Annotated in this window: 10 protein-coding genes and 1 pseudogene; 9 read left to right on the forward strand and 2 right to left on the reverse strand. The window is 65.0% G+C overall.

Features of this window, described 5'->3' with window-relative positions:
* Positions 1-75: 75 nt before the first annotated feature.
* The 9 genes and pseudogenes from CJ179_RS33635 to CJ179_RS33670 all read left to right on the forward strand — a co-directional run bounded on the left by CJ179_RS33635 (position 76) and on the right by CJ179_RS33670 (position 10,470).
* Positions 76-2,071: pseudogene (locus CJ179_RS33635) on the forward strand (erythromycin esterase family protein).
* Positions 2,072-2,830: 759 nt separating this feature from the next.
* A complete protein-coding gene (locus CJ179_RS53105; protein ID WP_244163415.1) occupies positions 2,831-3,064 on the forward strand; it encodes an ATP-dependent metallopeptidase FtsH/Yme1/Tma family protein in 234 nt (77 codons plus the stop codon).
* Positions 3,065-3,079: 15 nt separating this feature from the next.
* Positions 3,080-4,675 carry an ATP-dependent zinc metalloprotease FtsH gene (gene ftsH / locus CJ179_RS33640; protein WP_257015925.1) on the forward strand — a complete coding sequence of 532 codons (1,596 nt, stop codon included), beginning with the start codon at positions 3,080-3,082 and terminating at the stop codon, positions 4,673-4,675.
* A 222-nt stretch (positions 4,676-4,897) separates the two neighbouring features.
* Positions 4,898-5,914 carry a GyrI-like domain-containing protein gene (locus tag CJ179_RS50790; RefSeq protein WP_143548949.1) on the forward strand — a complete coding sequence of 339 codons (1,017 nt, stop codon included), beginning with the start codon at positions 4,898-4,900 and terminating at the stop codon, positions 5,912-5,914.
* Positions 5,911-7,455, forward strand: a complete 1,545-nt coding sequence (locus CJ179_RS33650) for an FAD-dependent monooxygenase (protein WP_095864277.1) — start codon at positions 5,911-5,913, stop codon at positions 7,453-7,455. The genes CJ179_RS50790 and CJ179_RS33650 overlap by 4 nt, the downstream gene beginning before the upstream one ends.
* A gap of 214 nt (positions 7,456-7,669) precedes the next feature.
* Positions 7,670-9,016: an alpha/beta family hydrolase gene (locus tag CJ179_RS33655; protein ID WP_072950817.1), complete on the forward strand. Its 1,347-nt coding sequence runs from the start codon at positions 7,670-7,672 to the stop codon at positions 9,014-9,016.
* A 208-nt stretch (positions 9,017-9,224) separates the two neighbouring features.
* Positions 9,225-9,689, forward strand: coding sequence for an Hsp20/alpha crystallin family protein (locus tag CJ179_RS33660; RefSeq protein WP_072950820.1), 465 nt, complete (start codon positions 9,225-9,227; stop codon positions 9,687-9,689).
* Positions 9,690-9,735: 46 nt separating this feature from the next.
* Positions 9,736-9,975 carry a hypothetical protein gene (locus CJ179_RS33665; protein WP_143051311.1) on the forward strand — a complete coding sequence of 80 codons (240 nt, stop codon included), beginning with the start codon at positions 9,736-9,738 and terminating at the stop codon, positions 9,973-9,975.
* Positions 9,976-10,035: 60 nt separating this feature from the next.
* A complete protein-coding gene (locus tag CJ179_RS33670; RefSeq protein ID WP_095864278.1) occupies positions 10,036-10,470 on the forward strand; it encodes a CBS domain-containing protein in 435 nt (144 codons plus the stop codon).
* Between the two features lie 305 nt (positions 10,471-10,775).
* On the opposite strand, the gene CJ179_RS52250 is transcribed toward CJ179_RS33670, so the two are convergent.
* Both CJ179_RS52250 and CJ179_RS33680 read right to left on the reverse strand, forming a co-directional pair.
* Entirely contained in the window at positions 10,776-10,958 is a 183-nt protein-coding gene (locus CJ179_RS52250) for a hypothetical protein (protein ID WP_072950828.1), read from the reverse strand.
* Positions 10,959-11,242: 284 nt separating this feature from the next.
* Positions 11,243-12,802, reverse strand: coding sequence for an MBL fold metallo-hydrolase RNA specificity domain-containing protein (locus CJ179_RS33680; protein WP_095864279.1), 1,560 nt, complete (start codon positions 12,800-12,802; stop codon positions 11,243-11,245).
* Positions 12,803-12,925: the final 123 nt, after the last annotated feature.

Consider the following 12,925-nt stretch of genomic DNA (forward strand, 5'->3'; position numbering starts at 1 on the left):
TGGGTATCAGAGCAAGAAGGATCGAATAGGGGCACGCAATACCCACGCGTCCGGACCTTGAAGAAGCAGGGTGACATGAGTGCAACCACCGCAATGCCGGCGGGACGGCCGGAACAAGTCTTTCAAGACCGCCGAGATGCCGGACGGGTCCTGGCCGGACTCCTCGAGGGGTTCCGTGGCAATCCCAGGGTCACTGCGCTCGGCATGGCGCGGGGCGGGATACCCATGGCAGGGGAGGTGGCAGCGTCGCTGGGCGCCCCACTCGACGCGTTCGTCGTACGGAAGCTCGGAGTACCGGGCCACGCCCAGTTCGCGCTGGGCGCACTGGCCAGCGGCGGCACCGTGGTGGTCAACGACGACGTGATCCGAGACCTGCAAATCTCCCCGGAACAAATACGCCGAGAGCTCGATCGCGAGGGCCGGGAACTATCGCGACGGGAAGCTGTCTACCGCGAGAACCGACCGCCTCCCGACGTCGCCGACAAGATCGTCATCCTCGTCGACGACGGCCTCGCCACCGGCGCGAGCATGTTCGCCGCCGTCGACGCACCGAGTCCACATGCCGCGACCTCGCCGCCATGGTCGACGACGTGGTATGCGCGACAATGCCGTTCCCCTTCCACGCAGTCAGTGAATCGTTCTGGAATTTCGCGCAGGTGACCGACCGCGAGGTCCTGACGCTTCTGGGCACGCCCACTGTCGCCGGGACAGCTGGTGATGCGAAGGCGTTCGAATTCAGCTCGGCGGCAGCACTGCGCGCCGCGGCACTTGATGCCCCACACGGTGTTCCCTCACTCAACGTGCTTCTCGATCTGGTGGACGACGCCCGGATCGTGGTGATCGGCGAAAGCTCCCACGGCACCCACGAGTTCTATGCGGCGCGCGCAGAAATCACCAAACGGCTCATCGAGGAGAAAGGATTCTCGGCGGTCGCTGCCGAGGCCGACTGGTCGGACGCCTACCGCGTCACCCGTTACGTGCGCGGGATGGTCCCGACGCGACCGCAGAAGAAGCACTGCGCGGATTCGAGAGGTTCCCGGCCTGGATGTGGCGGAACGCCCCGGTACGGGACTTCGTCGGATGGCTGAAGGAACACAATGAACGCTGCAGGGCGCCCGGTCGGACCCCCACCGGGTTCTACGGTCTCGATCTGTGCAGCCTGCACCGATCCACGCGCGAGGTCGTGGACTATCTCGATCGGGTAGACCCCGCCGCCGCCCAGCGTGCCCGTGACCGCTACTCCTGCTTCGATAACCGCGGTGGTGACGATAGTCAATCATATGGTTATGCAGCGGCATTCGGTGCTGGAGAGTGGTGCGAACAGAAGGTTGTCGAACAACTCGTCGAGCTGCAACGCCACTCCCTGGACTACGTGCGGCGGGACGGGATGGGCGCCGAGGACGAGCAGTTCTACGCAGAACGCAACGCCGTGGGCGTGTGTGATGCCGAAGGTTACTACCGAACGATGTTCAGTGGGTGCATGCTCTCGTGGAATCTACGCGACCGTCATATGGTCCGCACACTCGAGGCGCTCATCGAACATCTCGACCGACAGTGCGGCACGACATCTCGAATCGTGTTGTGGGCGTACAACTCACATGTCGGCGATGCGCGAGCAACCGAGGCCGGAAGCCGCGGCGAGGTGACCGTCGGGCAGCTGGTGCGCGAAACGCATCCCGGCGACTGCCTGCTGATCGGCTTCACCACATTTTCCGGCACCGTCACCGCGGCGAGTCAGTGGGGCGGCCCGGCCGAACGCAAGGACGTGCGCCCGGCATTGCCCGGTAGCGTCGAGGCGCTCTTCCATGAGCTCGGCGAGCAATCCTTCCTCGTGCGCACCGATGAGGAAAACACTGTTGCGAAGACATTGCGTGCCGCGAGACTCCAGCGGGCGATTGGGGTGATTTACCGACCTGAGACCGAGCGGCAGAGCCACTACTTCCACACCCGGATCTCCGAGCAATTCGATGCGGTGATCCATATCGACACGACCAGGGCGGTCGAGCCCCTCGAACGCACAAGTCTCTGGGTGGAAGGCGAAACACCGGAAACCTATCCCTCGGCGCTCTAGCACCTCGCCCGGGTCGCCCCCCGGGCAGGCCGTGCAGGGCAACAAGGCCGGCCGACCTGACACGGGGTGCACACCCCGCACCAACCGTGTCAGGAACCGTACAGTCCGTGTCGATCGCGTGCGGGTTCACTGGCGTGAACGCGGTCCAGTTCAGATGAGGCATCAGGGGAGTTCGAGTTCCTCTGCGACGACGAGGTCGACTTCCTCCTCGGTCAATCCGCCGAGTAGGTTCAATAGCAGCATCTCTCCGGTACCCTTCGGCCGAGCCGAGCGACGAAGATCTGTTCCGGGTCGCTGTGCGCGGGAGTCGACCGGGGCGCGGTCCTCCAGAATCCGGTATCACCCGGTCGGGAGAGGTCGTGCGTCTCATCCCGTGTCTATGTTCCATCGAACGCTGTTCGCGCGGGGTGCCCGAGAGGATTTGGTCCCTCGCGGAGGGGCCGCAGGGCACCGACTCGTGGCCCCCGCCGCGGTCTGCCGACCTGGACGTCTCCCGGGTGAGATGACATTCGGCCCTGTCTTCCCCGCCGCGTTCCGGCGACGCTGAATAGACACCGAGAATGGGAATTCGAACAAGGGGTCCGGCATGCACCTGATCGGATCTGGTCGTCGACCCGCCCGCTCGCTCGCGCAACCATGGGGCCAGCCGTGATCACCAGATTGCGGTTCTCGCGCCGGTATCTCTCCCGCTCGGCGCGATCGGGGCCACCACCGGATCCCAGTCCGCCCCAGCCTCCGTCGCCGGGCTCATGGTGGCCGATGCTCGCCTTCTTCGGGATGCTGCTCGCGGTGATCCTGGTGGCCACTCTGGCCGGCACGGACAGCCAGACACTGTCGTACAGCGATTTCCTGGGCAGGATCGACTCCGAATCGGTCAAGTCAGTGACCATCGACGGCGACGGCGGGATCGACGGAACACTCACCGACGGCTCGGCCTTCGTCACCCAACTCCCGACGGCCCTGAACGTGAGCGGCCTCGACCAGCGCCTGTAATCCAAGAACATCCAAATCACGGCGAAGAAGGCGACCGGAAACGTGTGGGGGACACTACTGGGAAGTCTTTTGCCGCTTGTACTTCTCGGCGCACTCTTCCTCTGGGTCACCCGGCGGGCACAGCACGCTTTCAGCGGAGGTATCGGCGGTGCTGGCGCCTTCGGCCGCTCCAAGGCTCGGGTGATCGAAGCGAAGCGTCCCACCACCCGCTTCGCCGACGTCGCCGGCTACGAAGGCGTCAAACAGGAAGTCAGCGAGGTCGTCGACTTCCTCCGAGATCCGGCGAAGTACGCCGCCGCCGGAGCACAGGGCCCCCGGGGAGTGCTCATGATCGGGCCGCCCGGAACAGGCAAGACCTTGATGGCGCGCGCAGTCGCGGGGGAGGCGAGCGTCCGGTTCCTGTCGGTCACCGGGTCCGAATTCGTGGAGATGTTCGTCGGTGTCGGCGCCTCCCGCGTCCGCGACCTGTTCGCGCAAGCCCGCAAGAGTCCACCCTCCATCGTCTTCATCGACGAGATCGATGCCATCGGAAGCCGGCGCGGGAGAGCCGGTTTCGGTGGAAACGAGGAACGCGAACAGACCCTCAACCAGCTACTCGCAGAAATGGACGGATTCGACCAGAGCGTGGGAATCGTGGTCCTCGCCGCCACCAACCGGCCCGAATCCCTGGATCCCGCCCTGCTGAGGCCCGGCCGATTCGACCGTCGGGTGACGATTCCGCTCCCCAATCAGACGGAGCGGGCATCGATCCTCGCGGTCCACGCCCGGGAGAAACATCTCGGCCCGGATGCCGATCTCACCATCGTCGCCCGGGCCACACCGGGCTTCTCCGGCGCCGATCTCGCGAACGTCGTGAACGAGGCCGCGATCAACGCCGTGCGGGGAGATCGCACAGTCATTTCGGCGCAGGATCTGGCCGCCGCACGCGATCGGGTGCTCCTCGGGCGGCGCGACACCACAAATGCGCTGCTGCCGGAAGAACGGCACTCGGTGGCAGTCCACGAATCCGGCCACGCCCTGCTCGCCGCATTGTGCCCGCACGCGGATCCGGTGGCGAAGGTGACGATCCTGCCCGCCGGAATGGCGTTGGGCACCACCGAGCAACTCCCCGAGGTCGAACGGCATCTCTACAGCGAGAGCTATCTCGCCGATCTGCTCGCGGTGCGGGTGGCGGGGCGAGCCGCGGAACTCGTGGTGTTCGGCGAGGGGTCGACCGGCGCCGCGAACGATCTGATCGGCGCAACCGCCATCGCCACTCGAATGGTGCGCGAGTTCGGCCTGTCGAAGGCCTTGGGCCCAGTCGGCTATGCCTCCGAAAACCCTGACTCCCTACATGCCGACACCCAAGCAAACATGTTGGCCAGACCCTACTCGGAGCACACGCAGCGCGTCGTGGACGAGGAGGTGGCGAGGCTGCTCAGGGCGGCGGAAACACGGGCGACCGATCTCCTGACAAGTCATCACGCCGCACTCGATCGCCTCACTGTGCTGCTGGAGGCCAGGGAAACCGTGGACGGCTCCGTCGTCCTGGATGCCCTCCGCGAGGAGGCCTGTCCTGGAGACGACCGCACCAGCAACAGTCCGGACGATCGGCATCTCGGTGTCCTGTGACATGTCGTGGACGTGTAGCGCGAGTTGCGGTACGTGATGCGGGGTGCCGGCAGGGCGGAACGATCGGTTCGAGGGTTTCGAGAAAATGGCTGCCGGGGGACCTTCGGCCCTCGCGTCGCCTACAGGCGACGCCGATGGTAGAGGTATGGGATACGAAATCGAACTCGTCGAGATCGATGCACACCCGGCCGCTGTGGTCGAGGCCGCATCGGCCTCGACCACATGCAAGACTTTCTCGGGCAGGCCTTCGGCGAGGTGGTAACCGTTGCCGAACGGCAGGGCCGGCGCATCACCGGTGCTCCATCCGCGCGGTACCGCCACACCGCAGACGACAGGTTGGACGTCGAGGTCGGCTTCCCCCTCAGCGGCGGCATCGCCGCCCGCGGTCGTGTCGAGCCGACGTCACAACCGGCGGGTCGCGCTGCCACCACGATCCATGCCGGTGACTACAGCGGAATCGGTGCAGCGTACGACGCCGCCGTCCACTGGATCACGGAGCACGGCTACGTCCCATCAGGAGACCCGTGGGAGTCCTACCTGGACGGGCCTGGTGTCGCGGCACCCCGCACCGAGGTATTCGTGCCCTGCGCCGAGCGCCTGGATGCGACACCCGAGAACGCGGCGCAGGCGAGGGCTGACCCTGTGGCAGAGCGATCCATCCGTGACTGCGAACCGCGACCACTGCCCTTGCGCGTGGCGGCACCGCGGCTGGCCCGGTGCGCCGCGCGCACGATGAACCTCCTGGCCCGCCACCGTCTTCACCAACCGGAACGGAACATGGGCCGGCGAATGACGTTCGCTGACGGCACCACCGGAGTCGTCTACCGCGAGACCGTCGCCTGCGACGAGTCTCCACGCGATCCATCAGTCCTCGTCGTATCCTTCCGGTTGCGGGGAGCCCACGGATGGGGTCACGCATTGTTCCAAGCCGAAAGGCTGCTCAACACACCACTATTCGCGGGCTTCCCCGGATTCGTATCAAAGTTGTGGCTCACCGCGGACGACCTGGACCGCTACCGCGGCTTCTACCAGTGGGACGGTACACGCCCGGCCGAGGACTACGTCCGGGCATTGTGGTGGGCTCTCGCGCTGGTGAGCCATCGCCACTCGATCCGCTACTGCATCCTGCCCGGTCAGCTTCGCGACGACGTCCTCGAAGGCGCCCGATCAGAAGAGTGGTCCGCACCGCCCGACCAGGCGTGGTGGCGGCTGGTCCGGACGGAGACAGGATCAACATGATCGCGCCGGACGGTGAGCCTCTCGACGTGCTCATCGTCGGTGCGGGCACGACCGGACTCGCCGCGGCCCTGTTCGCCCACGACTACGGCGCCCACGTGCGGATCATTGACCGCAGACCCGACGCGCCCCGATTCTCACGGGCTTTCCTCGTCCAGCCCCGGACCCTCGAAGTACTCCGACCACACGGTGTGATCGATGAACTCCTGGCGCTCGGAGATCCCAGCCCGCAGGTCCACCTGCACCTGCGCCGTCGCTGTGTGCCCGTCCGCCCGGGCGAACTCCGGCTGCCGAACACCGCATTTCCCAATTTCTTGCTCGTTCGGCAAGCCGACGTGGAAGCCGTCCTGCGACGAGCACTCCGCAACCGCGGCGTCGAGGTGGAGTGGGAGTCACAGTTCACGTCGTACCGTGCAGACAAAGGAGTTGTCTGCGAGGTGACCCATCACGGCGTCCGCCGGCAGATCGCGGCCCGGTTCCTCATCGGGTGCGACGGCAGCACGAGCACAGTGCGCGCGACCGCAGGAATCTCCTGGGACGGGGCCGCGTACCCGCGTGAGATTCTCCTCGCCGACGTCGAACTCGACGGTGACGTCCAGCCCGGCATCGCACACATCGGGCTCCACCGCCAGGGACTGCTGTTCCTGCTCCCCACGGGCGAAGCCGCTCAATGGCGCGTGCTCACCGCCCAACCACCGAACCGCACGCACACCCCAACCGACCGCCACCACCTGCAGCACCTCTTCGACCGGGCACATCTGCACGCCCACATCACCGGTATCCCGTGGTCGGAACGGGTACGAGTCCAGCACCGCATCGCGTCACGGTATCGCCGCGGACCGGTATTTCTCGCAGGCGACGCCGCGCATACCTTCTCCCCAGCGGGTGGCCAAGGCATGAACACCGGCATCCAGGACGCTGCCGGCCTGGGATGGAAACTCGCGTTCGCGGCACGCCTTCCGGGCCGCAGCAACGCCACCCTCCTGCGGTCCTACGCCGCCGAGCGACGGCCTGTCGCCCAGCAAGTGTTGCTGCTGACCCACCTGTTGTTCTGGGCCGAGGCAGGCCGCGGTCCGGTGCCGTCACTCCTCCGCATCGCCTTCTCGTCGGCAGGGGCGCCGCTGGTCCCGCTGCTGCTACGACGTCGTCGGCTCCTCACGTACGCAGTACAGCTGCTCGCCCAACTTCGCCGGCACTATCGACACAGCCCGCTGACGGTCGAGGACGCCAGGGGTTCCACCGCCGTCGCAGCCCCAGCGGGTGAGCGGATCCCGGACGAGGAAGTGACCGTCAACGGTGCCCGGCAGCAGCTACACCATCTGATTGCGACACCGGCAATTCACATGCTCCTGCAGCGGGACACGAGTTGGGAAGTGCCGCTCATCCCCAACGGGCGGCTACGGGTTCACCGAGTTCGCAGCTGGCCGGGCACCGGCACCGTGATCGTCCGCCCCGACGGATACATCGGGTTTCGGAGCGGTTCCGGCACGCAGGGGGCCACCGAGTGGCTCACACTGGTCGGAGCATCACCGACGCGCTCCTGACAGATATCCGGGTCGAACACCAGTCCCGGTCGAATCGACAATAGAACATACTGGTGTACAACAGTTTTCACCAGGAATTCGCCACCATTCGAGTGCACGCCGACCATCGGTAGCAAACTTCCAAGTTTGCGACCTATGGCCCTGTGACGCGTGCACCGGCGGACGTAGGTTCGGAACAGGCCTGAGAAATTGTTCTGGCCAGAGGAGGGTTCTGATGGGATTCGTCGATCGCGCCGACGCAGGAAGGCGGCTGGCCAGACGCCTACGCACATTCCAAGGACAGGACGTCGTGGTGCTGGGACTCCCCAGAGGTGGCGTGCCGGTCGCCTTCGAAGTCGCCAAGGCGCTCCACGCCCCCCTCGACGTGATCATGGTCCGCAAGCTCGGGGTCCCGTACCAACCCGAGCTGGCCTTCGGCGCCATCGGTGAGGGCGGCGTACGGGTGATCAATCCCGACGTCGTATCACGGGCCGCGCTCACCGTCACCGACATCGCCGCCGTCGAACGCACCCAGTCGGCCGAGCTTCGTGACCGCGCTGAACGCTTACGCGGCATGTTCGACCAGGTCCCGATCAGGGGACGGATCGCGCTGATCGTCGACGATGGAGTGGCGACAGGCTCGACCGCCCGGGCCGCGTGCCAGGTCGCCCGTGCACAGGGCGCCGCGCGGGTGGTTATCGCTGTCCCGATCGGGTCGCCACGGCAAATCGACAACCTTGCCGAAGACGCCGACGAGGTCGTGTGTATGCAGACCCCGAGAGGATTCTTCGCGGTAGGACAGGGCTATCGGGATTTTTCCCAGACCACGGACGAAGAGGTAGCTGAACTCTTGCGGTGTGCACGCAGCGGCGTCCGCGAACACGCGTCGGCGGACGCCGGAGTTGATCCGCCGATTCGCGACGAAGACATTGAAGTCTCCGCCGGCGGGGTCCGCTGCCTGGGCCATCTCACCATCCCGCAAAACCCGATCGGGATAGTCGTCTTTGCCCACGGCAGCGGCAGCAGCCGCCACAGCCCGCGAAACCGCTATGTCGCTCAAATTCTGCACCAGGCCGGTCTGGCTACGATGTTGTTCGATCTCCTCACCGCCGCCGAAGAAGGCAACCGTGGCCTGGTATTCGACATAGACCTCCTCGCGGAACGGCTCGTCGCGGTCACGTTGTGGCTGAAAAACCAACCCGACACCGCCGACCTGCCGGTGGGGTATTTTGGGGCCAGCACCGGCGCCGCCGCAGCGTTGTCTGCCGGCACCTACTCTCACGTCGACATCAGGGCGATTGTCTCCCGTGGCGGCCGACCCGATCTCGCTGGTGAGCATCTGACCGAAGTGCGCGCCCCTACGCTGTTGATCGTCGGTTCCCGCGACGACACCGTTCTCGAGCTCAACCGCCGCGCGCAAGCTGCGATCCCCGCCGAGTGCCGGATCGAGATCGTTTCCGGTGCCACCCATCTGTTCGAAGAGCCCGGAACCCTCGAGCAAGTTGGGGTACTGGCCCGCGAGTGGTTCACCACCTACCTGCCGTCCACACTGCCACCTCTGCGCCGCAGCGCACACCGATAAGACCCGGATTCACGAGAGGGCCAACAGATTCGATTCGAGGTCTCAGTCTTCCGGTGTCGCGAACCGTGGCAACTCAGGGAGGGTCGGGATGAAAGTTGCCGCCGGTGACGTGAGCCCTCGAACTGAGGACTGTTGGCCCTACTGTCTTCCCCTGAGGGGGAGTGGACTCGGAGGGGTCAGGTAACACCTCCCGATTCTGGAGTCAGCCATGAGCATTCTCTCGCCCCGCCGCCCACACCAGGCACTGCTGCCGGCGTGGCCGTCATTGCCGGACTGGTCGGATCTGATGGCCAGGTTCGAGGCGATGCCGCCGTGGACGTCCCTCGAGGGGCACATGATCCGTGTCGAGGAACATCTCGACGAAGGCCGTTACACCCTACGCGCCGAACTGCCCGGGATGGACCCGGAAAAGGACGTCGACATCAGCGTCCGGGACGGGCAGTTGACCATCAAGGCCGAACGCACCGAACAACACAAGGAAGGCACCCGGTCGGAATTCCACTACGGCAGCTTCTACCGGTCCATGCCGCTGCCCGCCGGGGCGAAGGAAGACGACATCGACGCCTCCTACACCGATGGGATCCTGACTGTGACGGTACCGGTAACCGAATCCTCGACACCGGAGAAGCACGTCGAAATCAAGGCGACGCCCAGTGGCGGCAAAGTCACCTGACCGCCGCCTTGTGCCGGGGTGGAACGCGATGAGGATCGGCGCCCGGATGGCAGACCGGTTGCCGCGGCAGAGAACCGCGGAACACGGGGACCCGCTCACCCAGGCCTCCTTCCTGAACGGGGACAGTATGCCGAAGACGATCATCCCGGTTATCGCGACGTTGTGGGTCATTCTGGCGGTGATCGGTGCTTGGAGCACCATCGCCTTCGCGATCGCCGTCCTTGCCGCCGTCGTGCTGGGCACCTACCTGCTGGCGTCTGCGGTCACCGGGCCAGGGAACCGCTGACGTGGCCACACGCCACCATCTGAAACCGCTTATTCGACAGACCCTTGGAGATCACCAATCATGACCACAGCAAGTGACATCATGCACGCGGGGGCGACCTGCATCGGCGAGCACGACACCCTGACCACTGCCGCCCAACGTATGCGGGAATTGGACGTCGGGGCGCTGCCGATCTGTGGCGACGACGACCGCCTGCACGGCATCATCACCGACCGAGACATCGTACTCAAATGCGTTGCTGCCGGACAGGACCCGGCCACGATGACCGCGGGCGATCTCGCGCAGGGCAGCCCTTACCATGTCGATGCCGGAGCGAGCGTCGAAGTGGTGGTCACCGTGATGGAGGAGCACCAGATCCGCCGGCTGCCGGTTCTCGACGATCATCGACTGGTTGGGATGATCAGCGAAGCTGACATCGCCCGTCATCTTCCCGAGCATGCAGTCGGGTCGTTCGTCGAAGCCATCTGTGCCCCGAAAGCACTTCCCAGCCAATGACCCGCGCGGTGTGGAGGGCCGGGGCCCTCCACACCGGTCCTGCAGAGAACCTCAACCGCGATCTCTGTACGGGCACTCACCGCACCATGACTCGGGGATGGTCGATCGTTTCTCTCCGCCTCGAGGGGTGTTGATTCCGGGTACCAGCGATCTCGCGCTGAACCTTTCGCCTGATTCTCCACATCACTCTCCGAACATCAGGTATAGCTCCGCGGGCCTTGCGGCGGTGCGATGCCGGGCGCTAGGGCGCCCAGGCTGCATGCGAACACGCGCGGCACCAGCGACTGGCACTGCGATCGCCGGCCTCACCCATCCGGCACCTCAACCGGACGAGTAGACGTGGTCGTGCCCCTGCGCCAGCGGATGTCGGCCGATAACGCTTCACTCTGATCTTCGCTCGACGCCCGAAACACCTCGGTGAGTTCGGTGCCCCACTCTGCCGACAGTCTTACGCACATCGTGCCCTCGGCGCCGTCGAGGGTGAGCATCTTATCGGTGTCGGCACCCTGTTGATCGGACGACCTGCACCGTCGGCATCTCCGCGGCGTGGCATGTCGATTTTTTCGCGAAGGACATACTGATGCTTCCGATCACCACGGAAGATCTTTGGGGCGGAACAAGGCTGGGCGACGCAATGCGGCCTCGATGTCCCAACCCTCAGAGTTACACAGGACACACTTGGGATACCGCGGGGGACGGCCCCGGTCCAGCTCCGATAGGGCAACTGCTGACGTCAGCGGCCACTGCATCGCAGGCACCCAGAGTCCTCGGATCAATCGCGCACCGGCTCCGTCTGCGAGTCGTGGACGTCGGAATACCGTTCCAGGACTCTGCGCATCTCCGTTATGGCCTTCTGGCGGTTCCCGGTCTCGGAGATCCGGGCGAGTTGACGCTTGAGGCTCACGGCAAAATCCGCGTAGTCGTTCTGCCAGTCCCGACCGATCAGTTGCGCCGCGTCCGTCCGGGCGGTACCCGCCAGCTTCGCGGGGGTGCCGGACTGCAGTTGGTAGCATTCGCCGATCTTCGGGGTGACGATGGAAAGCGAAGGGTCGTCGTCGGATACCAGTTCGGTCAGCGCCGCGATCGCTCCCGGCTCACCATGGGTCAAGAACAGGCTTCCGGAAATAGGATTCCGCGCCTTGATCCAGTCCAGCAGTTCGGCCTGATCTGCATGGGCAGAGTAGCTGTCGATCCGCCGGATGTGGGCGCGAACATTGACGTCCGAGCCCGAAATACGAACTTGTTTTGCACCTTCGAGAATTATGCGACCGAGCGATCCTTGAGCTTGGAACCCGACGAACAAGATCGTCGAATCCCGGCGATGCAGATTGTGTGCGAGATGATGGCGAACCCGTCCCGCCTCACACATTCCCGAGGCCGCAATGATGATGACCCCCGACATCGTGTTGATCCGCATGGAGACTGCAGCATCATCGACATAGTGAATCGCCGGATGGTGGAAGATGTCCTTGCCCTTGAGATCCTCGAGTTCGGCGGCATGCCTGGCGAAGACGCTCGTAGCCCGGTTGGCCAGCGGCGAGTCGACGAAGACCGGCACGTTGGGGATGCGGTTCTCATCGGCGAGGTACGCAATGTCGAGTAACAACTCCTGCGTGCGTTCCAGCGCGAAGGCAGGGATCACCAGGTTGCCACCACGTGAGATGGCCCTGTTGATCTCTCCTTCCAACAGGTCCCGTCGCTCGCTGATGGTCAGCTTCGCGCGGGACCGGCTGCCGTAGGTCGCCTCGCAAATAACGTAGTCCAGGCCCGAAGGGCCTTCCGGGTCGGCGTGGAACGCCTTGTATTGTGGACCGAGGTCGCCGGAACAGAGCAGACTCACCCCTCCAGCGTCGACCTCCGCTGACGTCGCACCCAAAATGTGTCCGGCATTCCACAATCGTGCTCGAAACCCGGGGGTGGGTTGGAACCATTCCTCCAAGGGGACGGGGCGGGTCTGCCTCCACGCCGTCAACCCATCCTGTTCGGTATAGAGCGGTTCGAATGTCCCCTCGCCGGCGCGATCTCGCCGTTGATTTCGTCGCTGCGCCTCGAACTCCTGAATCCTTCCCGCGTCGGCGAGCATGTATTGCAGGAGCTCGGAGGTCTCGTCGGTGCAGAAGATTGGCCCTTCGAAGCCGCGGGCCACCAGCTTGGGCAGCAGGCCACAATGATCGATATGGGCGTGGGTGAGTACGACCGCATCAATCCCCTCCGGCGCGAAGGCGAAGGCACCGTGATTCAGTGTCTCCAGGCTCCGTGAGCCCTGGAACAGTCCGCAGTCCACCAGTATGCGTGTGCCGTCCGACTCAATCTCCAGGCAGGAGCCGGTCACTGTTTTCGCGGCACCATGAAAGGTGTTCGTGGTTCGTCATGCGAGGCTCCTCGTTACAGATCCAGCTCCCCGGCAGCGTGGCGGTCTGTCTGTGCTGACGTGATGCCGCCCCGTCCGGTACAG

The organism is Rhodococcus sp. ACS1 (genome assembly GCF_002300155.1).
Taxonomy (GTDB): domain Bacteria; phylum Actinomycetota; class Actinomycetes; order Mycobacteriales; family Mycobacteriaceae; genus Rhodococcus_F; species Rhodococcus_F koreensis.

Bases quoted from the DNA above. Each gene is read 5' to 3' on its own strand.
- CJ179_RS53105 (WP_244163415.1), top strand. From the start codon at position 2,831: ATGCTCGCCTTCTTCGGGATGCTGCTCGCGGTGATCCTGGTGGCCACT.
- CJ179_RS50790 (WP_143548949.1), top strand. From the start codon at position 4,898: ATGCAAGACTTTCTCGGGCAGGCCTTCGGCGAGGTGGTAACCGTTGCC.
- CJ179_RS33650 (WP_095864277.1), top strand. From the start codon at position 5,911: ATGATCGCGCCGGACGGTGAGCCTCTCGACGTGCTCATCGTCGGTGCG.
- CJ179_RS33655 (WP_072950817.1), top strand. From the start codon at position 7,670: ATGGGATTCGTCGATCGCGCCGACGCAGGAAGGCGGCTGGCCAGACGC.
- CJ179_RS33660 (WP_072950820.1), top strand. From the start codon at position 9,225: ATGAGCATTCTCTCGCCCCGCCGCCCACACCAGGCACTGCTGCCGGCG.
- CJ179_RS33665 (WP_143051311.1), top strand. From the start codon at position 9,736: ATGGCAGACCGGTTGCCGCGGCAGAGAACCGCGGAACACGGGGACCCG.
- CJ179_RS33670 (WP_095864278.1), top strand. From the start codon at position 10,036: ATGACCACAGCAAGTGACATCATGCACGCGGGGGCGACCTGCATCGGC.
- CJ179_RS52250 (WP_072950828.1), bottom strand. From the start codon at position 10,958: ATGCTCACCCTCGACGGCGCCGAGGGCACGATGTGCGTAAGACTGTCG.